Below are 20,922 nucleotides of genomic sequence, written 5' to 3' on the forward strand. Positions count from 1 at the left end.
AGTATAATTTGTCTCGTTCACATCTTTAAAACCCAGTGTTCTAAAGATTTATTAAATATATCGGAGAGATAAAATGGCAAAAGAGCTATATAACACACCCAACCTCGATGAGTTGGAAAAAGGTCCATGGCCTTCATTTGTAACAGGTCTTAAACGTCTAGCAAGTGATTCACACAAAGGTGCTGATATGGCACGCGACGTACTAGGTACACTAGAAACATCTTACGTAACTAAAAAAGGTTACTGGAAAGGTGGTACAGTTGGTGTTATCGGTTACGGTGGCGGCATCATTCCACGTTTTAACGAGTTAAAAGACGATAATGGTGACTATAAATTCCCTGCAGCAGGTGAATTTCATACATTACGTATTCAGCCACCAGCAGGCATGCACTACACATCAACTCTATTAAGAGATATGTGTGATATGTTTGTTGATAACGGTGGTTCTGGCTTAATTGCATTCCACGGTCAATCAGGCGACATCATGTTACAAGGTGCAACTGAAGAAACTACGCAAACAATTTTTAACGAATTCAATGCTTACGGTTTTGACTTAGGTGGTGCAGGTCCTGCGGTACGTACTGGCATGTCTTGTGTTGGCGCTTCACGTTGTGAAATGTCAAACACGAACGAGCAAGCGGTATTGCGTACACTAGTTAACGCATTCCTTGATGACATGCATAGACCTGCTTTACCTTACAAAATGAAGTTTAAGGTTTCTGGTTGTGCAAACGACTGTATGAACTCTGTACAGCGTGCTGACTTCGCAACGATTGGTACTTGGAGAGATGATATTAAAATCAACCAAGACTTATTTAAAGCAATGGTTGCTGATAAAGGCACTCAGTACGTAGTTGACAATATTACTTCTCGTTGTCCTACTAGCTGCATGACACTAAATGACGATAACTCATTAACAATCGACAACAAAAACTGTGTTAAGTGTATGCATTGTTTAAATGTAACTTCTCCATTAACTCACAATTACATTGCTAAAGGCGATGTTGAGCCTATCTTGGCAACTGGTGATGATAAAGGTGTAATGATTATCATGGGTGGTAAGCGTACATTGAAGATTGGTGACTTATTCGGTTCAGTTATCGTTCCATTTATGAAAATGGATAACGCAGACGACTTAGAAGCAATTGAAGACTTAGCAGGTGAAGTAATCGACTTCTTCGCTGAAAATGCATTAGAGCACGAACGTACAGGTGAAATGATTGAGCGTATCGGTGTTGTAAACTTCCTTGAAGGTATCGGTGTTAACGTTGATCCAAACATGATCAACTCTACTCGTACCTCTTCATACGTTCGTATGGATGACTGGGATGAAGAAGCAGTTAAGTGGTTCGAGAACAAAGCAGAAGCTAACGCTTAAACATTCAATTAAATTAATAAACTTATAAATTAGGAGAAATATTATGGCTGCAGCACCAATTATGCCAATCGAATCTGGAGTTCCAGATCCTATTCAATACATGCACCCAACAATGCGTCGTAACTACGGCCAATGGGCTTACCACGACCGTCCACGCGCTGGTGTATTACACCACACATCAAAGAACAATGAAGAAATCTTCACAGTTCGTTGTGGTACAGCACGTCAAATGGATGTTTACACAATTAAAAAATTAGCTGATATTGCAGATGAATTTGCAGATGGCTATGTTCGTTTTACTATGCGCTCAAACGTTGAATTCATGGTTTCTGATGGCTCTAAAGTTGATGCATTAGTATCAGCGCTAACTGAAGCAGGTTTCCCTGTTGGCGGTACTGGACCATCAGTAACAATGATTTCTCACACTCAAGGTTGGTTACACTGTGATATTCCAGGTACTGACGCATCAGGTGTTGTTAAATCATTAATGGATGAGATGCACGAAGAGTTTACTCGTGAAGAAATGCCTAACCGTGTTCACATGACAACTTCTTGTTGTCAAATTAACTGTGGTGGTCAAGGTGATATCGCACTTAATATTCAACATACTAAGCCGCCTAAGATTAACCATGATTTAGTGTCAATGGTTTGTGAGCGTCCTACCGTTGTTGCTCGTTGTCCAGTTGCTGCGATTCGTCCTGCAATGGTTAACGGCAAGCCTACTTTGGAAGTTGATGAGAAGAAATGTATCTGTTGTGGTGCATGTTTCCCACCATGTCCTCCAATGCAGATTAATGATCCTGAGAACTCTAAAATTGCTCTATGGATTGGTGGTAAGAACTCGAATGCAAGATCTAAGCCTTCTTTCCATAAGCTAGTTGCTTCCAACCTACCTAACAATCCGCCAAGATGGCCGGAAGTTGGTGCAGTTGTTAAAAACATCTTAAGTGTATATAAAGAAGATGCACGCGACTGGGAAAGAGTTGGCGAATGGGTTGATCGTATCGGCTGGCCAGCATTCTTTGAGAAGACTGGACTACCGTTTACTAAATTCCATATCAATGATTGGAAAGGTTCACGTCACCAGTTGAACTCTTCTGCTCACATCCGTTTTTAAGGTTTACTTGACATGAAGTTTGCAATTCAAGTAAATGAAGGTCCATATCAGCACCAAGCGTCTGATACGGCTTTCCAGTTCGCTAAAGCAGCGATTGAAAATGGACATGAAATTTTTCGTGTATTTTTCTACCATGATGGTGTGAATAATGCATCTCGTTTTACATTGCCACCACAAGATGATCGCCATGTTGTTAACAACTGGGCTTCTTTAGATATTAAGAATGCCGAAGGTGAGCCTGAATTAGTAGTTTGTGTTGCTGCAGCACTTCGTCGAGGTATGCTTGACGAGTCTGAAGCTTCTAAGAATTCTATTGAAGGTAATAACTTGCATCCTGCATTTCGAATCTCTGGCCTTGGCCAGTTGATCGAAGCAGGTATTCAGTGTGATCGTTTAGTGGTATTTGGAGATTAAGATGGCTACAAAGAAATTTATGTATTTAAATCGCCGATCTTCATTTGGTACGGTGTATGCAATCGAATCATTAGAAGTGGTATTAATTGCCGCTGCTTTTGAGCAAGATGTATCTTTAGCTTTCATGGATGATGGTGTATACCAGATCGTTGAAGGTCAAGAGACTGACGGCATTGGCATGAAAAACTTTTCTAAGACTTTTCACGCACTAGGTGATTACGATATCAACAAACTTTATGTTTCTAAAGAGTCTTTAGAAGAAAGAGGTTTGTCTGAGTCTGATCTTATGCCTTTAGTGTATGAAGATGAAGATGACGACTGGGAAGAAAAGCCTTCTGTTAAAGTTGTTACTAATGATGAACTTAAAGCAATTATGTCTGAACAAGACGTTTGCTTAAGTTTCTAAGAGAGGTTTAATATGTTACATACAGTAAACAAATCATCTTTCGAGCGTAATTCACTACAATCTTGCCTAAATACAATTGACGATACAAGCGTTATTTTATTTATTGAAGACGGTGTAATTAATGCGGCGAATAATGCTAACTCATCAATGATTGCAGATCTTGCCGCAAGTGGGCGTGTATTTGCATTGCAAGGTGATGTTGAAGCGAGAGGAATTTCTCCAAAACTAGCAGACAATATCAAATTAGTTGATTATGCTGGATTTGTAGATCTAGTTGTTGAACATGGAACTGCGGTTTCTTGGGTTTAACTTTAATTTTTATATAGGAGTACGATTATGGCACAAATTTGTGGCGCTGAAGTAGATGAAGAAGGTTTCTTAGTAGATCTTAAAGATTGGAATGAAGACATTTGTAAACAAATGGCTGCGGACGATGATGTTGAGTTAACAGACGAGCATTGGGACGTGATTAATTTCTTACGTGAGTATTTTGAAGAGTACCAAATTGCACCTGCAGTTCGTGTACTTACAAAAGCGATCGCTAAGAGAATGGGTAAAGACAAGGGTAACTCTAAGTACCTTTACTCTTTATTCCCTTATGGTCCTGGTAAGCAAGGTTGTCGTTTCGCTGGTCTTCCTAAGCCAACTGGTTGTATCTAGTTAGATACAATTAATGAAAGACATCTGCAGTTATGTAGGTGTTTTTTTATTTTTTAAACATAAAGTTTGAGAGCAATATGTCAACATTAAGCATTATATTTACCGCTTTATTTTACATTTCCCTATTCATTTTTATCGTGGGCATGGGTAAGAAGATCTATCAATTTTGGATCACCCCTGCACCGTTAAAAATTCCAACTGCACCAACCCAATTAACACAAACAGGTGTGGTTTTTAGAATGATTCGTGAAGTGACTTTATTCGAAAGTCTTTTCAAATCTAATAAATGGATCTGGTTATTCGGATTCTTGTTTCATTTTGGCTTACTATTAGTTCTAGTTCGCCATTTACGCTATTTTATTCCTGGTGATTTACCAGAAGTGTTTTTATTAATACAGCCCTTTAAATATGCTGCTTTTGCCATGGTGATTGGCCTCGGCGGATTATTAGTGCGTCGAATTTTCGTTGCACGTATTCGCTATATTTCAGCACCTAGTGATTATTTAATGCTGCTAATGCTGATTACAATTGGAGTGAGCGGTGTCGTTATGACTTTTACTGACAATCATACGGATGTAATGATGGTTAAGGCGTTTGCTTCTGGATTGGTTACTTTTGATTGGACTAACTTACCAACTGAAACACACTTCTTAGTGCATTTATTCTTGGTATTTGTCTTATTAGCAATTTTCCCAATTTCAAAATTATTACACGTGCCAGGTGTTTTCTTTAGCCCGACACGTAACCAAGTCGATGATGCGCGTAAGAAACGCCACATTTCTCCTTGGGCATTACAACAAGAAAAAGAGCATGCTGTGAAGCTTGAACAAACATTAGGTAAGGACGAATAAGATGGCTGCTAAAGAATTTGATATCCCTAAGTTACCAACCTACATTGAGATTCCTGAATTAAATCCAGGGATTATGAAAGGCGACGGCCCGTTTAAGTCGGCTGAAGAATTTCAAACTCCATTAGGTTTTCCGGGCGAGAAAGTCGATAACTGGCAAGAGGTTGCTATTGCTAAAATGGGCGAACTTAAATCCAAGTATCGTTCAGTGCAAGTATTTTTAGATTCGTGTGTTAAGTGTGGCGCATGTACAGATAAGTGTCATTATTTCCTAGGCTCTTCTGATCCTAAGAACATGCCTGTTGCACGCCAAGATTTATTTCGTAGTGTTTATCGTCGTCACTTTACCTTTGCAGGTAAGTACTTTCCAAAATTGGTTGGCGCTAAAGAGCTTGATGACGATATGCTTGATGATTGGTATAACTACTTTCATCAGTGCTCACAATGTCGTCGATGTTCAGTATTTTGTCCGTACGGTATTGATACGGCTGAGATCTCAATGGCCGCTCGTGAAGTACTAGACGCAGTTGGCATTGGTCAGAAATACTGTAATCAGATTTTAGGTAAGGCACTTACAGTTGGTAACAACTTAGGTCTTCCTGAGCCAGCTTTGAGAGATACATTGTTAGATCTTGAAGAGGAAGTTGAAGAAGATTTTGGTGCGCCGGTTAAATACCCATTAGATGTTAAAGGTGCTGAAATATTACTGATTACACCGTCAGCAGATTTCTTTGCTGAGCCGCATATTGATGGCTTAATTGGTTACGGAAAAGTGTTTTATCAAGATGGTGTTAGCTGGACGATGAGTTCATACGCCTCTGAGGGTGCTAACTTTGGTATGTTTATCGGTTCATACGATATTATGCGTAAAGCGGCATTAAGAATTCGTAAAGCAGCACTAGATCTTGAAGTATCTCGTGTGATGGTAGGTGAATGTGGCCATGCATGGCGTGTTGCTTACAGTTTCTGGAACACTTTAAGTGGTGTTGGTGCGGGTGCTCAATCAAGTGATGAGTATGCACTTAAGCTGCAAAATCAGTTGGATCATAGATATCCACAACCACAACATGTTATCGAATATACCTACGATTTAATCCAAAGAGGTAAGTTAGAATTTGACAAGTCAGAAAATGATGATCGTACGGTGACATTCCACGACTCATGTAATGTTGCCCGTGCAACCAATATGGGCGGCATTGAAGGCGGTCAATTTATTCTTCCACGTGAAGTAATTAAAGCAGTTTGTAATAATTACGTAGACATGGAAAGATCTACAATTAAAGAATCTACATTCTGTTGTGGTGGTGGCGGTGGTCTTCTAACGGACGATTTGATGGAGATTCGAGTTAAAGGTGCTATGCCGAGAATGCAAGCACTAAAAGAAGTAGAAAAGAACGAAGGGGTGAATACTTTAGCGGCAATTTGTGCGATTTGTAAATCACAATTTACCAAAGTATTACCAAAATTTGATTTTGATCCATACATGATTGTTAGTGTTCACCAGTTGGTGAGTGCAGCTATTATTTTGGACAAACCACAAACTGATGCTGAGGATGCTGTTGAAGCAGATGCAGCAGAAACTGAATAAAAACAAGGAGATTTATTATGCAAAAGAATGCTTACGGTGTACCAACTAAAGGTGAAGGTCATACATTTAGACTTTATAAAGATGACGAGCAAGGTGCAGTTCCATGGAGTCAAAAGATCTTTCAAGAAGACACATCACACAAGTGTCCTACTTACGTAACACAAACTCCTCCTTGTCAAGGTTCATGTCCTTCAGGTCATAATATCCGTGGTTGGTTAGATATCGTTCGTGGCATGGAAAAGCCAACTGGTGATATGTCATGGCAAGAGTACGCTTTCCGTCGCTCTACTGCAGCTAACCCGTTCCCATCAGTAATGGGTCGTGTGTGTCCAGCGCCTTGTGAAGATGGTTGTAACCGTAACGAAGTTGAAGATACTGTTGGTATTAACGCTGTTGAGCAGTTTATCGGCGACAATGCAAAGCAAGAAGGTTATACATTTGAAATTAATGCTGCAGATACTGGCAAGAAAGTTGCTATTATCGGTGGTGGTTGTGGTGGCTTAGCAGCGGCTTTACAGCTGCGTCGTCAAGGTCATGCAGTTACTGTTTTTGAAAAATACGACCAACTTGGCGGTATGATGATGTACGGTATTCCAGATTACCGTGTACCACGTGACGTATTAGGTCACGAAATTGACCGTATTATTGCAACCGGTGTTGAGACTAAGATGAACACTAAAGTCGGTGTTGATGTAACGGTTGAAGAATTAGAAAAAGAATTTGATGCAGTTTTATTTGCCATTGGTGCAATGAGTGGTCGTACGCTACCTATTCCAGGTGGCGATGCCACTAACTGTGTTTCTGGTGTAGCATTCCTTGAAGCATATAACCAAGGTCGTTTACAGCACATCACAGGCAAAGTAATTTGTATTGGTGGTGGTGATACTTCAATTGACGTTGTATCGGTTGCACGTCGTTTGGGCGATATTACAAATGTTGCTGATAAAGATCGTCCTGAGCATATTATTTTTAACGATACAGCGCACGACGTTGTAGACACCTCTAACCGTTTAGGTGCTGACGTATTATTGACAACTCGTTCAACCATTGACGATATGCCTGCAGCGCAAGAAGAGATTGATGATGCAACTCGTGAAGGTGTTGAGATTCAAGGTCAATTAAGCCCTGTTGAAGTTGTAACAAATGACGAAGGTCGTGCAACAGCATTGCGTTTTGTACGTTTAGAAGAAGATGGAAATACACCAATTGAAGGCTCTGAGTTTGATATTGAATGTGAATTAATCGTTTCAGCAATTGGTCAAACAGTTGACTCTGAAGGCATGGATGATTCATTCTTTAATGACCATGGCTTTATTGATGCAGACAAAAACTACCAAGTTCCCAATAAGCCAGGTTTCTTTGTGTGTGGCGATGTAGTTCGTCCACACTTGTTAACAACTGCCATTGGTCAAGCAGGTATTGTTGCTGAAAGTATTGATGACTTCCTTTCAGGTAGTAATCAGAAGGCCCGTAATAAGGTTGATGTACATTACTTTGATCTTGCTAAGAAACTTGATGAGTGGGATTTATCTCCATCAGACTATGAAAAAGGTGGTGAAGCTGGTGAGGGTACCGATACTGCAGACTACGCAATCCATAATTATGAAGATCGTGCTTATGCATCTATCATTTCTCATACGGAATTATTCCTAGGGCATTTTGACAACGAGCAGCGTAATCAACGTGACCATAAAGTGGTTGATACAGAAAATGTATTGGGCAACTTTGAAGAGCGTTTAATTGGTTACACAGAGGAAGAAGTTCAAACCGAAGCAAGTCGTTGCATGTCTTGTGGTCTATGTTTTGAGTGTGATAACTGTGTTATGTACTGCCCTCAAGATGCAGTATTTAAGGTTAAAAAAGATAAGGCAACTTTAGGTCGTTACGTTGATACTGATTACTCTAAGTGTGTTGGTTGTCATATTTGTGCGGATGTATGTCCAACTGGTTATATCCAGATGGGTTTAGGTGAATAAGCCTACTTGAATTTTTTGAGAGAGTAACTATGAAACGTTTGTTGATTGTTTTTTTAACTGTATTCTTAACCAGTGTTTTTGCATATGCAGATAAGCATGTTAATCTGGGTGATAGAGCCAGTGAGCTAAAAGAAGAAGGTAAGAGTGAAGACATTCACCCGGACTTAAAAGAAATCAGAATCATGCATCCAAACTTTTTGATGCACAAACGAGACAAAACCTTACGTCAAGGTATTCGCACTAAGCGCAATTCATTGAAAGCTTGTGTTAATTGCCATAGTGCGACTGATCAGAATGACGAATTTATGCCAATCGACCAGTCGGGGCAGTTTTGTTCGACTTGTCATCAAAAAGTTGGTACAAGTCTAGATTGTTTTTCTTGTCATCGTAATACGCCAAAAGAGGATTTGTAATGGATAAGTGCCAAACATCAATTCAGAAAAATAAAAATCTTAGTCGTAGAGACTTTATTAAAACAACTGCTACAACGGCTGGTGTTGCGACTATTGCAACCGGAATTACACTCACAACTTACGTCAATGCTGCTGGTGAAAATCCAGTAACAAACGAAAAGCGTTGGGGCATGCTAATCGATACTAATAAGCTAACTGAGGTCGATATTGATGACATGGTTAATGCTTGTCAAGAGGAGCAAGGCTGGGGTAATGAGGCGCATTCAACAGGTAATCAAAAAGCTGGTTGGATTAAAAAGGTTAAAGTTAAAGACAAGGCAACTGATCGCATTAGCAATCTAGCACTAATGTGTCAGCATTGTGATCAGCCGCCATGTGTTGATGTTTGCCCAACTAACGCTTCAATGAAGCGTGAAGACGGCATTGTTTTAGTTGACAGACATTTATGTATTGGTTGTCGTTATTGTATGATGGCTTGTCCGTACGATGCACGCTCGTTTGTTCATGAGGCGTTAACCGATCAAAAAGAACATATGCCAAGAGGTAAGGGTACTGTTGAAGCTTGCACAATGTGTGTACATAAGGTCGACAAAGGTGAGAAGCCTGCATGTGTTGAGGCTGTTGATAGTGATGCAGTTATCTTTGGTGATTTACACGATCCAACTAGCAAAATCAATCAGACATTGAAAAGAGTTCAAAGTACACAAATCCGTGCAGATTTAAATCTGAATACGGGTGTACGTTATAGTGGAATTTAAGAGCAGATTATGAGCATTATTCGTTACGAGCAAACACAAGGTAAGAGTTTAGGTTTTTATACATTAATTGCAGGTCTGGGCGCTTTTATTTTAGCAGCATTAGGTAGTGTTTACTTTATGGAGCACAATGGTCACCACGTGACTGGCATGAGCAATCGTATTGTTTGGGGATTGCCTCACGTATTTGCATTATTTTTGATTGTTGCTGCATCGGGTGCACTTAATATCGCCTCTATAGCATCAGTTTTTAATAAGAAAATTTACAAGCCATTATCACGCTTGTCTGGTCTTGTTGCATTGGCATTGTTGGCTGGTGGTTTGATGGTATTGGTACTGGATCTAGGTCGCCCAGATCGTTTGATCGTTGCCATGACTGAGTATAATTTCAATTCCATTTTTGCTTGGAATATCATTCTTTATAATGGTTTCTTCGTTATTGTAGGTGTTTATCTATGGATGATGTTTGAGCGTCGCATGAACAAATATAGTCGTAAAGTGGGTATTGCCGCTTTTACCTGGAGACTAATTCTAACAACAGGTACTGGCTCTATTTTTGGATTTTTGGTAGCTCGTCAAGCGTATGACGCCGTTATTATGGCACCTATGTTTGTAATCATGTCTTTTGCATTTGGCTTGGCTTTTTTCGTACTCGTGCTCATGGCAAGTTACAAGTGGACTCAGCGCCCATTAGGCGATGCAATTGTTAATCGATTAAGTAATTTATTAGGTGTATTTGTTGCAGCAGTACTTTATTTTGTAGCAGTTTATCATTTAGGCAACTTATACTTAGCTGAAAATGCTGGTGTTGAAAGCTTTATTCTAATGGATGGCGGTATCTACACTCAATTGTTCTGGTATGGGCAAATTGTCTTAGGCGGTGTTGTGCCATTAGCGTTGCTTTACTCTCCTGCTACTAAAGGCAATCGCTCTATGCTTGGCTTGGCTTCAGTCTTAATTATCTTAGGTGGTATTGCTCAGCTTTATGTCATTATTATTGGCGGTCAGGCTTATCCAATGGAACTATTCCCAGGCAAAGAAATGCTAGAAGGTTATGGCGGTATTGCCGCTTACACTCCAACATTGGCCGAATTAATGCTAGGTTTGGGTGGAATAGCAGTGGCTCTAATTGCGATTGCTTATTTGGTTAAATTTCTGCCTTTCTTGCCAGAGAGTTTGGCTGATGATGTTGCTGATCCGCACCATAAAAACTAGCAAACGCTTAAAGTAGGGCAGTCAATGTCCGTTTATCTTTCCGCAGCACACAAATCCTCAGGCAAAACGGTTGTTAGTCTGGGGATTTGTGGCGCTTTAAAGGCTCATAATTTAAACGTCCAACCATTCAAAAAAGGCCCAGATTACATAGACCCAATTTGGTTGTCTCAAGCTAGTGGTCAGGCATGTTATAACCTAGATTTTTATAATATGACTGAATCTGAAATAATTCAGCTATATAAGCATAAAAATTCTTCGGCTGATGTTTCCATTATTGAAGGCAATAAAGGCTTATATGACGGCATGAGTGTTACTGGTGGTGATGCAAATGCTGATCTGGCTAAGTTATTAGATATTCCGGTAATTTTGGTGATTGATACTACGGGCATTACTCGTGGTGTGGCTGCATTGGTCAAAGGTTATCAAGATTTTGATCCGGATGTTAATATCGCCGGCGTTATTTTAAATAAGGTTGCTGGCGAGCGTCATGAGTCAAAACTCATTCAAGCAATTGAACACTATACAGATATTGAAGTGGTTGGCTCAATAAGACGCTCTAAGGAGCTGGTTATTGATGAGCGTCATTTAGGCTTAATGCCCGCAAATGAAACGCCTCAATCGCAGTATTTTATTGATGGTGCCGCTCGACTGATTACTGATCAAGTAGATTTACATAAAATCGTTAGTTTGGAAAAAAACATCCAAATCTCATCTGCACCTGAAATCAGTTCGAATTCTCGGTTGCGTGTCGGCGTGGCAAAAGACAGTAGTTTCGGTTTTTATTACCAAGACGATCTGGACAAATTTAACCAACTAGGTGTTGAACTTGTTTATTTTGATACGCTTCAAGATAACGAACTACCTCAATGCGATGGCTTGTTTATCGGTGGTGGTTTTCCAGAGATGCAGTTAGAAGCGTTAAGCGCAAATAAATCTTTATTACAAGACATAAAGCAAAAAATTGAACAAGGCTTGCCAGCTTATGCTGAGTGCGGAGGCTTGATGTATCTAACTAATCAAATTACCAGTCAAGGTAAATCTTATCCGATGGTTGGTGTGATTGATGCAGATACAGACATGACACCTAAGCCAATTGGTCGGGGCTACGTACAGCTTGCTCCTGTAAAAGAGCACCCTTGGCAGGATGTGGCAGACACTATTTATGCACATGAATTTCATTACTCTAAGCTAACAAACATTGATCCAAATACACGCTACGCTTTTAAGGTTTTGCGTGGTGTGGGTGTGGATAATATGCAAGACGGCATTATTAAACATAACTTACTTGCTTCGTATACGCATTTGCGCAATGTGGGTGGCAATCAATGGGTTGAGCAATTTGTCGATTTTATTCGAACCATTAAACACAAAATATTATGATCACTATTACAAAAAAAGCCGCAGAAGAAATCTCGCTTTCAACTCACAATCCAGAAACTCAAGGGCTTATTATTCGCTTTGCTGCAGATCAAACTGATGAGGGTTTTCAGTACTTAATGGGATTTGATGAGCGTCATGATGGCGATATTCACTTAGAATCAAATGGTGTTGAATATTTACTGGCATATGAGCAAAAAGTATTGCTAGAAGGTATGGTAGTTGATTTTGATCAAATCGAAGCGGGTCAAGATTACAGCTTTGTATTTATGAACCCAAACGATCCGGAATACACGCCACCAGAGCAAGATCACGCACCAACCAAGCCTTAATCGTTCAACCAACTTCGTGCAATAATTGACACCGCATGAAAAAAACAATACAAAAAAACTTATTCATATCACTAGGATGGCTGTTTGTAATCCTGGCGGTAATTGGTGTTTTGATTCCCATCTTGCCAACCACACCTTTTTTAATACTTGCTCTTGCGCTGTTTGCCAAAAGTTCGCCGAAGTTTCATCAAATGTTGATAGACCATCCTTGGTTTGGTAGTCTGTTAAGACAATGGGAGAAAAATAGAACAGTTTCTCGACGTATTAAAATCCGCGCTAGTGTGCTTATTGCTCTGAGCTTTTCAGTTTCTATTGCTGTTTTGCAAGATAATCCATTGCTACAAACAATGCTAATTTTAATAGCGATTATTTGCTTGTACTACATTTGGCGCTTGAAAGAGCCAAATCGGCCTTAGTTTTTTTGCACCTATTTTAGGTGCAAGAGTGTGTCAATCAGGTTGAGGTTGTTAAGTACAAGGTTTAGAAAAATTCGCAAATAATGCGAATGATGTTTTTAAGTATTAATAATCAGCATAAAAACCATTAAAAGTAAGAGTTTTGTTGTGAAATTTGCTTCAAATCAATACAAGATAACGCCTGGTTACTTCAATGATTGAAAATTTAGGAAATATTGAAAACCGGCTATTTGTAGTAGTTAAGAATGCCTTGGTAAATAGCATTAGCGATTTTATCTTGTTCTTTATTGTTGTTAAGTCTAAGCTCTTCCTCGGGGTTAGAAATAAAGGCGGTTTCCACTAAAACTGAAGGGATGGCCGGAGTTTTGAGTACGACAAAACCAGCTTTTTGTGGTTTTTTCTTGTGCAGATGGCCAATTTTACTCATTTCCTTTAAGATTTTAGCGCCAAGTTTTTGACTTTGAATATCGCGATCTTTTCTGGACAAATCCCATAGAATTTTGTTTAAATATTGGTCTTTGCTATTGCGTGGTTGTTTGACGCCAAATTGATCAGACGTATTTTGGGAATTTTCCAAACGGCGTGCAAATTTGGTTGATCCGCCACGTTCTGATAAAGTGTAAACTGAAGCGCCTTTGGCATGCCTACTCTTTACTGCATCCGCATGAATAGAAACAAATAGCGAGGCTTTATTGGCTTGAGCAATGCGAATACGTTTGGTGAGTCCAACGTAATAATCACCACGCCTAGTGAGAAAGGCTTTCATGCCTTTGGTGTTGTTAATTTTTTTGGCTAATTTTTTAGCGATACGAAGAGTGATGCGTTTTTCTTTTGAGCGTTTGTAGCCGACTGCGCCAGAATCTTCGCCACCATGTCCGGCATCAAGCAGAATAATTTTTTGGCTATATTGCTTGCTGATTGGTTTTTTAATTAGTGTTTTTTTAGGTTTTTTGACCAGCGTGTTGGCTTGATTTTTTTGATTATACAAATCAACCACTAGCCGGTGGTGCTGATATTTATCATTTGGTTTTAGAGTGTAGCTTTTAATTAGATACTGATCTTGTAATTTAAATTTAAATTGATAGGTGGTATCTTCTCGCTTAACGCGTGTTTTGTTAATGCGTTGATCGGTATAAAACAGCTTTTTATAGGTTTCTTTAAGTAGTTTGGCGTTGCGAATGCTGAGTGTAAATTGATTTGATTTTTGCTTAATTGAAAACCGAACGCCTTGGTCAACATCGATTACAATTCTGGTACGCTCAGGAGAGCTCCAAAAACGAAAATCATAAAGTGTGGTTCGATTGTCAGCAAACGCGCTGTTTAGAAAAAATAAGCCAATCAGTAAGCTGATTAGTCGATACATTGTAGAAGTTGCTCGCCTATGTCGTTGTTGGCGCTTAAGTTTAACTGTCTGGTGTTATCTTCTCCAGTAATGCTAATGACTAGATCAGCAGGAGGAATGATTCCCGCGCCTAGCTCGGCCCACTCAATAAGCTGAATATGCCCAGGCTTTGCGTATTCACGAATGCCAATATATTCTAGCTCTTCTGGGTCACTGAGACGATAGCAATCAAAGTGGTGTATATTGATCTTATTATTTAAATAGCTTTCCACCAATGAGTAGGTTGGGCTTTTGACTCGATCGAAGCCAAAAAATTGGATAAATCCTCGTGCAAAGGTGGTTTTACCTGCACCTAAATCCCCCTCCAAATAGATAACAATAGCCTGGTCAATGGTTTGCGCGCAAGCGGCTAAGGTTTGTGCAAAGGCTTGCGTTTTGGATTCGTGAGTAAAAACTAAATTCAAAATAACTGCCACATGTAAAGACTAAAAACACTCACCAAAACAAACCCTTCAAAGCGATTGATGATGTGTTTTTTACCAAATTTGTAAGAAACAACAAAGAGTAAAACAGTGAGCAGAAGCATTACTGGATAGTCACGTGTAATCACTTCTGGTGCAACATCTGAAGGATGGATAAGCCCTGGAATGGCAAGAACCGCGATAGTGTTAAAGAGGTTTGAGCCAATGACATTACCCACCACCATTTCATATTGCTTTTTTAAAACACTGGCAATAGAAACGGCCAATTCTGGCAAGCTCGTACCCAAAGCAACCACAGTCAGTCCGATGATTAAATCAGATACGCCAAAGGCTTGTGCCACTTCAACACCACCCCAAACCACTAGCTTTGCACTTGAAATTAGAACGATTAAGCCAATAATGAGCATCACCCAAGTTTTGCTTGTTTGGCTTTTATCAACGCTTTTTTCTAATTCATCAAATTCGTGATTTTGGCTATTTTTTGATTCTTTAAAGGTGTAGGCTAGAAACAGGGTTAGTAGAGCTAGCAATATAAAGCCGTCTAATATATCTAGTCGAAGATCCCAAAGTAGTAGCCCGGCAACCAAAGTTGCCAACATTAAAAATACCCACTCTTTTTTGAGAATATTCTCTTGCACTTCAATTGGCGTGATGATAGCACTAATGCCTAATACCAAGGCTATATTAAAGATGTTTGAGCCGACTGCGTTACCAATACTGAGCCCGGTGTTACCATCCATAGCAGCTAAGCCTGAAACCAGCATTTCTGGTGCAGAGGTGCCAAAACCAAAGATTAATAAACCAATGATAAGTGGTGAAACCTTGAAAATATTGGCGATTTTCGCACCATTTTCCGTGAACTCATCTGCACTCCAAATTAAAAGTGCAAAACCTGATAACAAGGCGATAATTGGTAGTAGAATGTCAGGCATATTGATTTTTTGTTAAATTTTTGTTTATTATAAAGGCCGAACCGTAAAAGATGAGTGAAACAGAGTTTTTAATTGGCCGTTGTGGTTTGGACTTAGTGGATGATTTTTATCCAGATGATTTACCTAGTGAATGGCGCTTTGACTATTATTCAACCCTGTTTAAAGCCTTGTCATTGCCAATTGATACAACAGAAGATTTGGAGTCGATTTTTGAAGAGCTAGAAGGTTCTAGCCCTGAAGAGGATGGTGAGGAATTTGAGCTGGTGCTTACCATTACACCTCAACAGCTGCTAGATGCTAGTACACTGAGCACTTTGCTTGATTCTGTTGCGCCGTACCGGTTATTATTTATCTTGTCATGCGAATTGGATCGACAGCCTAGTGATGAGATTATGAATTTATTGAGTGCTTATCGAGTGTCATTTCAATCGAATAATCAGCTACAGTTGGCACTAAACAACAAGCATGCAATGGGTCAGTATTTATATTACACTGATTTGCCAGTTTGCCATATTCAGGGTGATGGTGACGAGAAGCAGATGAGAGCAAAAATTGAGCGCTTGGCTGAAATTAACACTCGAACACTACTGATTTGTAAAGATGCGGAGAGTGAGGCTTTGGGTAAGATTCGAACCATTGCAGAAATTTTAGGCTATTAAGGCGTGAATGTTTTATTGACTCGCCCGCTAACACAAGTCAAGGCGCTTGAATCTTTAGTGATTGATGCTGGACATCAGCCTTTGTTATTTCCAACGCTTGAGGTGGTGGCGCTCAACGCAACGGCTCAACGTAGCCAATATGATGCTGTTATTTTTATTAGTGCGAATGCGGTTGAGTATGGGATTGAGGTTTTGAGCGCTATTTCTTACTCAAAAGTTTTTGCAGTTGGCGCTGCCACCGCTAAAAAACTCAATAACCATCACATTCCTGTTGATGATTTTCCACAAGAAAAAGCCTCTAGTGAAGCTTTACTAAGTCTTGAATCAGTATCATGTTTGAGGAATAAAAATATTTTAATTTTTAGAGGAAAAGGCGGGCGTGAAACACTAAAAATTGGTCTAGAAAAAAACCTCAATCAAGTGGAATATGCACAAGTTTACAATCGTATTGTTTGTACGCTAAGCACTCTACATAATCAGTCATTAAGCGATTTTTTGCTAGATAAAAAAGGTTTTGTGAGTGTAACCAGTAATGAGAATTTAGAGGGTCTTGTCTCATTGGCAAAACAGTTAAATGCCTTGGATAGTTTAAAACAATATCCGCTGATTGTCTTGAGCGAGCGGATCAAAAAATATGCCCAATCTTTGAACTTTAAACAGGTGATAGTAACCCCTAATATTAGCGATCAGGCCATTGCATCAGTATTAGAGCAAGATAATACACTTGACAATTAAATAAAAGTTGATTAATTTAGTCGGCAATAAGGCGATATTTTTCTGGGGAGAAAAATTATATGATCAAATTAAGTGTTTCACAAGCGGCTCGTCGATTAGGCGTGAGTCGCTCTAGTATTCAAGACCAAATTAATTCAGGTAAGCTGCAAACGCACGAGGGTTATGTAACCGCTGACAGCATTCGGCTGGCCTATCCGGCTTATTGTGTGAACTCAGAGCAGGAAGTGCACCTAAGAAAGATGCAGAAAATTAAAGCAGACGCCATGTATAAGGCAGGCGCAGCGGACATCATTAAGCAAAAAAATGAGCAAGCGCTGATGACTATTATTGCTTCGTTAAAATCTAAACTTTACCAAGAGCAGATGGGTAAACAACATTTTCAACTGGTCTTTTTAGAGTTGAGTGAGCGTTTAGAGGTGCTCGAGAAGTGTTGCCATGAGCAAGATAAACAGCCTTTAAATGATTTGCAAAGCTGGGTAGAGCGACATATTCACTAAGCCTATAAAAGATTTTTAGCCAATTGCAAAGAGGGTTGTGATTTATTCATGGTGTAGAAATGAAAATTCTCCACCCCTTGAGATTTAAGCTGATCACAAAGATTATCAACAACTTCTAGCCCAAAAGCAGATAAAGACTCTAAATCATCACCAAATACTGCTAAGCGTTTTTCAATCCAACGAGGGATTTCCGAGCCACACATATTGGAGAATCTGAGCAATTGAGTGTGGTTGGTAATTGGCATAATCCCAGGTGTAATTGGCGCATCAATGCCTAGTTTTTGCACATCGTCTACAAATCTAAAATAAGCATCTGCATTATAAAAGTACTGTGTAATGGCGCTATCAGCGCCCGCTTTAATTTTATTGGCAAAATGTTGAATATCAGTATTCATGTTTTTTGCTTGTGGATGCATCTCTGGATAGGCGGCCACTTCAATATGAAAATGATCATCAAACTCGTGTCGAATAAATTCAACTAATTCATTGGCATAATGAAAATCACCAATATCACGCACTCCAGAAGGAATATCGCCTCGAAGAGCAACAATACGATTAATGCCAGCGGCCTTGTATTGATTTAGCAAGGCTGAGATTTTTGATTTTTCAGAATCAATACAAGATAAGTGTGGCGCCGCTGAGATGCCATCATGTGCTTGTATATCGAGCACGGTTTCCAGTGTTGCCTCTTGTGTAGTGCCACCTGCGCCAAATGTAGTTGAGAAGTAATGCGGGTTAACGCAAGATAATTCTTGGCGAACTTGTTTAAGATTTAGTTTGCCTTGATCGGTTCTAGGAGGAAAAAATTCAAAACTTAATTGCATTTGTATTTAACGTTGCTTAAAAATAGGCTAATTATAGCTTATTTCAAATCGTGAAGAGTGGTTCGGTTTTACTGTTGTGAGGCTGGTATTCGGGTAAAATTTCACTATTTACTTAGTTTGAACTTATAATTTATGTCAAAAAGCGATTACATTGAGTTAGAAGGCGTGGTCAAGGAAAAGCTACCTAATACAACCTTTACAGTTGAATTAGAAAATGGCCATAGCGTTTTAGCGCACATTTCTGGAAAGATTCGCAAGCACTATATTCGTATTTTACCAGGAGATAAGGTAACGGTTGAAATGACCCCTTATGACTTAACCAAGGGTAGAATTACTTTTAGACATAAGTAAAAAAGCTTTATTGCCGATGTGGTGGAATTGGTAGACACGCCGGATTCAAAATCCGGTTCCTCACGGAGTGACGGTTCGACCCCGTCCATCGGTACCAAATTAATATAGAGGGTAGTAATTATGGAACAAGCAGATCTTTTGACGCAAGCGCTAAACCTAACCATGTTTGGCATGGGGTTTGTTTTCTTGTTTTTGACACTACTAGTCTTTGTAACCAAACTGATGTCAGTTATCATTCAAAAACTCCAAGCTCGAATTAAAGACGAGTTAGAACATGACAACAGTAAAACAACTCTTGAACAAGAAATTGATGAAGAGACTAAGTTCGTTATCGAACAAGCAATCAAGATGCATAGGGGAGCATAAGGATCATGCTAAATTTTCTAAAAAATATGACCAAGAAGCCAAATAAAATAAATAACAAGAAAGTAGAAATCACAGAGCTTGTATTCAGAGATGCACACCAGTCTTTGTTTGCAACGCGTATGCGTATTGATGACATGCTACCAATTGCCGACAAGCTAGATAAGATTGGCTACTGGTCTGTGGAGTCATGGGGCGGTGCTACATTTGATTCTTGTATTCGTTATTTAGGTGAGGATCCTTGGGATCGTATTCGTGAAATTAAAGCAGTGATGCCAAATACACCACAGCAAATGTTATTGCGTGGTCAAAATCTTTTAGGCTATCGTCATTACAGTGATGATGTGGTGCGCAAATTTGTAGACCGTTGTGCTGAGAATGGCGTTGGTGTATTTAGAATTTTTGACGCAATGAATGACGTTAGAAATCTAAAGACAGCAGTGGATCAAGCGGTTAAGCTGGATCAGCATGCGCAAGGCACTATTTCTTATACGGTTAGCCCTGTTCATAACACACAAACTTGGCTAGACATGGCTAAGAGAATTGAAGACATGGGTGCACATTCTTTATGTATTAAAGATATGGCTGGGTTATTACAGCCTTATGTTGCTTTTGATTTAGTTACAAAATTAAAAGAAGTGGTTGATATTCCAATTCAGCTGCATGCACACGCAACAACTGGCCTTTCTACGGCGACAATTGTTAAATCAGTTGAAGCGGGTATTGATCGTGTCGATACTGCTATTGGCTCAATGAGTATGACTTATGGCCACTCTGCAACCAACTCTGTGGTTTCTATTTTAGAAAACAGTCCAAGAAAAACAGGACTGGATCTGGAGAAGTTAGAAGAGATTGATGCATATTTCCGACCAATTCGCTGCAAGTATGCTAAGTTTGAAGGCTCATTAAGAGGGGTAGATTCACGCATCTTATTGTCTCAAGTTCCGGGTGGCATGTTAACCAATATGGAAAACCAGTTACGCGAGCAAAATGCGGCTGATAAGATGGATGAAGTACTAGCTGAAATACCTCGTGTACGTAAAGATTTGGGCTATATTCCTTTAGTGACACCAACATCGCAAATTGTAGGCACACAATCAGTGCTTAATGTACTAACTGGCGAGCGCTACAAAACCATTACTAAAGAGTCAGCTGGCGTACTTAAAGGTGAGTATGGTGCAACACCTGCCGCTGTTGATCAGGCGCTACAAGCTAAAATTTTAGAGGGTTCTGAGCCTATTACCTGCCGTCCTGCAGATAACATTGCACCAGAAATGCATATTTTAGAGCAAGAGTTTGATGAGATTGTAGCTGAGAAAAATATTCAGCTAGCCGCTAACAAGATTGACGATTTAATGACCTATGCCTTGTTTCCACAGGTGGGAATTTCCTTTTTGGAAAATCGTAATAATCCTGATTTCTTTGAGCCAGTACCACAAGAAGGCAGTAACTGCGTTGCTCCTGATAGTGAAGAAGGTACTTACACAGTTTCTTTCAAAGGTAATTCATACACAGTTGACGTATCTGCAGGGGGTGATGTAACCTCTATGAAGGCATCTTCTGACACAGCTTCGGCACCAGCGCCAGTGGCACAAAAAGAAATTGCTACTGAGGTGCCAGCAACGGGTGGAGAAGCTATTGGAGCACCACTTTCGGGTAATATTTGGAAAGTAATGGTTTTACCTAATCAAAAAATCAACGAAGGCGATGTGTTGGTAATTCTTGAGGCGATGAAGATGGAAACAGAAATCAAAGCTGCTAGAAGTGGTGTGGTAACAGAAATTAATGTTAAAGAGGGCGATGCCGTGACCGTTGGTCAAGCCTTATTATCTTTAGCCTAAC

The 20,922-nt window shown here is 39.7% G+C and carries 25 protein-coding genes and 1 tRNA gene; 22 read left to right on the forward strand and 4 right to left on the reverse strand.

Annotation, left to right across the window (positions count from 1 at the left end; translation table 11 throughout):
* The first annotated feature begins 73 nt into the window (after positions 1-73).
* The 15 genes from dsrA to ABNR88_RS03915 all read left to right on the forward strand — a co-directional run bounded on the left by dsrA (position 74) and on the right by ABNR88_RS03915 (position 12,895).
* On the forward strand, positions 74-1,378 hold the full coding sequence (dsrA, locus tag ABNR88_RS03845) for a dissimilatory-type sulfite reductase subunit alpha (protein ID WP_291927141.1): 1,305 nt from the start codon (positions 74-76) through the stop codon (positions 1,376-1,378).
* 43 nt (positions 1,379-1,421) lie between these two features.
* On the forward strand, positions 1,422-2,495 hold the full coding sequence (dsrB, locus tag ABNR88_RS03850; protein ID WP_291927144.1) for a dissimilatory-type sulfite reductase subunit beta: 1,074 nt from the start codon (positions 1,422-1,424) through the stop codon (positions 2,493-2,495).
* A 12-nt stretch (positions 2,496-2,507) separates the two neighbouring features.
* Positions 2,508-2,909 carry a sulfurtransferase complex subunit TusD gene (gene tusD / locus ABNR88_RS03855; protein ID WP_291927146.1) on the forward strand — a complete coding sequence of 134 codons (402 nt, stop codon included), beginning with the start codon at positions 2,508-2,510 and terminating at the stop codon, positions 2,907-2,909.
* Position 2,910: 1 nt separating this feature from the next.
* Positions 2,911-3,315 (forward strand): sulfurtransferase complex subunit TusC, encoded by a 405-nt coding sequence (tusC, locus tag ABNR88_RS03860; protein WP_291927149.1) that lies wholly within the window; start codon positions 2,911-2,913, stop codon positions 3,313-3,315.
* Positions 3,316-3,327: 12 nt separating this feature from the next.
* Positions 3,328-3,624 (forward strand): sulfurtransferase complex subunit TusB, encoded by a 297-nt coding sequence (tusB, locus tag ABNR88_RS03865; RefSeq protein ID WP_291927154.1) that lies wholly within the window; start codon positions 3,328-3,330, stop codon positions 3,622-3,624.
* Between the two features lie 27 nt (positions 3,625-3,651).
* Complete coding sequence (locus tag ABNR88_RS03870) at positions 3,652-3,975, forward strand: TusE/DsrC/DsvC family sulfur relay protein (protein WP_291927157.1); 324 nt, start codon at positions 3,652-3,654, stop codon at positions 3,973-3,975.
* 77 nt (positions 3,976-4,052) lie between these two features.
* Positions 4,053-4,826, forward strand: coding sequence for a respiratory nitrate reductase subunit gamma (locus ABNR88_RS03875; protein ID WP_291927159.1), 774 nt, complete (start codon positions 4,053-4,055; stop codon positions 4,824-4,826).
* Between the two features lies 1 nt (position 4,827).
* On the forward strand, positions 4,828-6,411 hold the full coding sequence (gene dsrK, locus ABNR88_RS03880; protein ID WP_291927162.1) for a sulfate reduction electron transfer complex DsrMKJOP subunit DsrK: 1,584 nt from the start codon (positions 4,828-4,830) through the stop codon (positions 6,409-6,411).
* 17 nt (positions 6,412-6,428) lie between these two features.
* Positions 6,429-8,387 carry an NAD(P)-binding protein gene (locus ABNR88_RS03885; RefSeq protein WP_291927164.1) on the forward strand — a complete coding sequence of 653 codons (1,959 nt, stop codon included), beginning with the start codon at positions 6,429-6,431 and terminating at the stop codon, positions 8,385-8,387.
* Positions 8,388-8,416: 29 nt separating this feature from the next.
* A complete protein-coding gene (locus ABNR88_RS03890; RefSeq protein WP_291927166.1) occupies positions 8,417-8,800 on the forward strand; it encodes a cytochrome c3 family protein in 384 nt (127 codons plus the stop codon).
* Positions 8,800-9,558: a sulfate reduction electron transfer complex DsrMKJOP subunit DsrO gene (gene dsrO / locus ABNR88_RS03895; protein WP_291927169.1), complete on the forward strand. Its 759-nt coding sequence runs from the start codon at positions 8,800-8,802 to the stop codon at positions 9,556-9,558. The genes ABNR88_RS03890 and dsrO overlap by 1 nt, the downstream gene beginning before the upstream one ends.
* 9 nt (positions 9,559-9,567) lie before the next feature.
* A complete protein-coding gene (nrfD, locus tag ABNR88_RS03900; RefSeq protein WP_348670081.1) occupies positions 9,568-10,770 on the forward strand; it encodes an NrfD/PsrC family molybdoenzyme membrane anchor subunit in 1,203 nt (400 codons plus the stop codon).
* Between the two features lie 24 nt (positions 10,771-10,794).
* Entirely contained in the window at positions 10,795-12,150 is a 1,356-nt protein-coding gene (locus tag ABNR88_RS03905) for a cobyrinate a,c-diamide synthase (protein ID WP_291927175.1), read from the forward strand.
* Entirely contained in the window at positions 12,147-12,479 is a 333-nt protein-coding gene (locus ABNR88_RS03910) for an iron-sulfur cluster biosynthesis family protein (protein ID WP_291927178.1), read from the forward strand. The genes ABNR88_RS03905 and ABNR88_RS03910 overlap by 4 nt, the downstream gene beginning before the upstream one ends.
* A gap of 35 nt (positions 12,480-12,514) precedes the next feature.
* Entirely contained in the window at positions 12,515-12,895 is a 381-nt protein-coding gene (locus tag ABNR88_RS03915) for a YbaN family protein (protein ID WP_291927181.1), read from the forward strand.
* Between the two features lie 226 nt (positions 12,896-13,121).
* Here the strand turns inward: ABNR88_RS03915 and ABNR88_RS03920 are convergent, their stop codons facing one another.
* The 3 genes from ABNR88_RS03920 to ABNR88_RS03930 are packed head-to-tail and all read right to left on the reverse strand — an operon-like array spanning position 13,122 to position 15,651.
* A complete protein-coding gene (locus ABNR88_RS03920) occupies positions 13,122-14,258 on the reverse strand; it encodes an N-acetylmuramoyl-L-alanine amidase (RefSeq protein WP_291927183.1) in 1,137 nt (378 codons plus the stop codon).
* A complete protein-coding gene (gene tsaE / locus ABNR88_RS03925; protein WP_291927186.1) occupies positions 14,246-14,701 on the reverse strand; it encodes a tRNA (adenosine(37)-N6)-threonylcarbamoyltransferase complex ATPase subunit type 1 TsaE in 456 nt (151 codons plus the stop codon). Before tsaE ends, ABNR88_RS03920 begins: the two co-directional genes overlap by 13 nt.
* On the reverse strand, positions 14,698-15,651 hold the full coding sequence (locus ABNR88_RS03930; protein ID WP_291927188.1) for a calcium/sodium antiporter: 954 nt from the start codon (positions 15,649-15,651) through the stop codon (positions 14,698-14,700). Before ABNR88_RS03930 ends, tsaE begins: the two co-directional genes overlap by 4 nt.
* Before the next feature lie 50 nt (positions 15,652-15,701).
* Here ABNR88_RS03930 and ABNR88_RS03935 point away from each other — a divergent pair, with 50 nt between their 5' ends.
* From ABNR88_RS03935 to ABNR88_RS03945, 3 genes are read left to right on the forward strand one after another with little or no spacing between them, the layout of a single operon-like run.
* Positions 15,702-16,310, forward strand: a complete 609-nt coding sequence (locus ABNR88_RS03935; protein ID WP_291927191.1) for a hypothetical protein — start codon at positions 15,702-15,704, stop codon at positions 16,308-16,310.
* Between the two features lie 3 nt (positions 16,311-16,313).
* On the forward strand, positions 16,314-17,045 hold the full coding sequence (locus ABNR88_RS03940) for a uroporphyrinogen-III synthase (protein WP_291927192.1): 732 nt from the start codon (positions 16,314-16,316) through the stop codon (positions 17,043-17,045).
* A 59-nt stretch (positions 17,046-17,104) separates the two neighbouring features.
* Positions 17,105-17,542, forward strand: coding sequence for a hypothetical protein (locus tag ABNR88_RS03945; RefSeq protein ID WP_291927195.1), 438 nt, complete (start codon positions 17,105-17,107; stop codon positions 17,540-17,542).
* Between the two features lie 2 nt (positions 17,543-17,544).
* Here ABNR88_RS03945 and metF read toward each other — a convergent pair whose 3' ends face one another.
* The gene (gene metF, locus ABNR88_RS03950) at positions 17,545-18,372 is read right to left on the reverse strand and encodes a methylenetetrahydrofolate reductase [NAD(P)H] (RefSeq protein WP_291927374.1); all 828 of its coding nucleotides are present in this window, start codon (positions 18,370-18,372) and stop codon (positions 17,545-17,547) included.
* Between the two features lie 126 nt (positions 18,373-18,498).
* On the opposite strand from metF, the gene infA reads away from it, so the two are divergent.
* The 4 genes from infA (at position 18,499) to oadA (ending at position 20,921) form a co-directional block, all read left to right on the forward strand.
* A complete protein-coding gene (gene infA, locus ABNR88_RS03955) occupies positions 18,499-18,717 on the forward strand; it encodes a translation initiation factor IF-1 (RefSeq protein ID WP_010645628.1) in 219 nt (72 codons plus the stop codon).
* Positions 18,718-18,729: 12 nt separating this feature from the next.
* Positions 18,730-18,814, forward strand: a tRNA-Leu gene (locus ABNR88_RS03960).
* A 23-nt stretch (positions 18,815-18,837) separates the two neighbouring features.
* Positions 18,838-19,083: an OadG family protein gene (locus ABNR88_RS03965; protein ID WP_291927276.1), complete on the forward strand. Its 246-nt coding sequence runs from the start codon at positions 18,838-18,840 to the stop codon at positions 19,081-19,083.
* Between the two features lie 5 nt (positions 19,084-19,088).
* Entirely contained in the window at positions 19,089-20,921 is a 1,833-nt protein-coding gene (oadA, locus tag ABNR88_RS03970; RefSeq protein ID WP_291927279.1) for a sodium-extruding oxaloacetate decarboxylase subunit alpha, read from the forward strand.
* The last annotated feature ends 1 nt before the right edge of the window (position 20,922 follow it).

The sequence above is a fragment of the uncultured Candidatus Thioglobus sp. genome (assembly GCF_963981275.1).
GTDB lineage: Bacteria > Pseudomonadota > Gammaproteobacteria > PS1 > Pseudothioglobaceae > Thioglobus_A.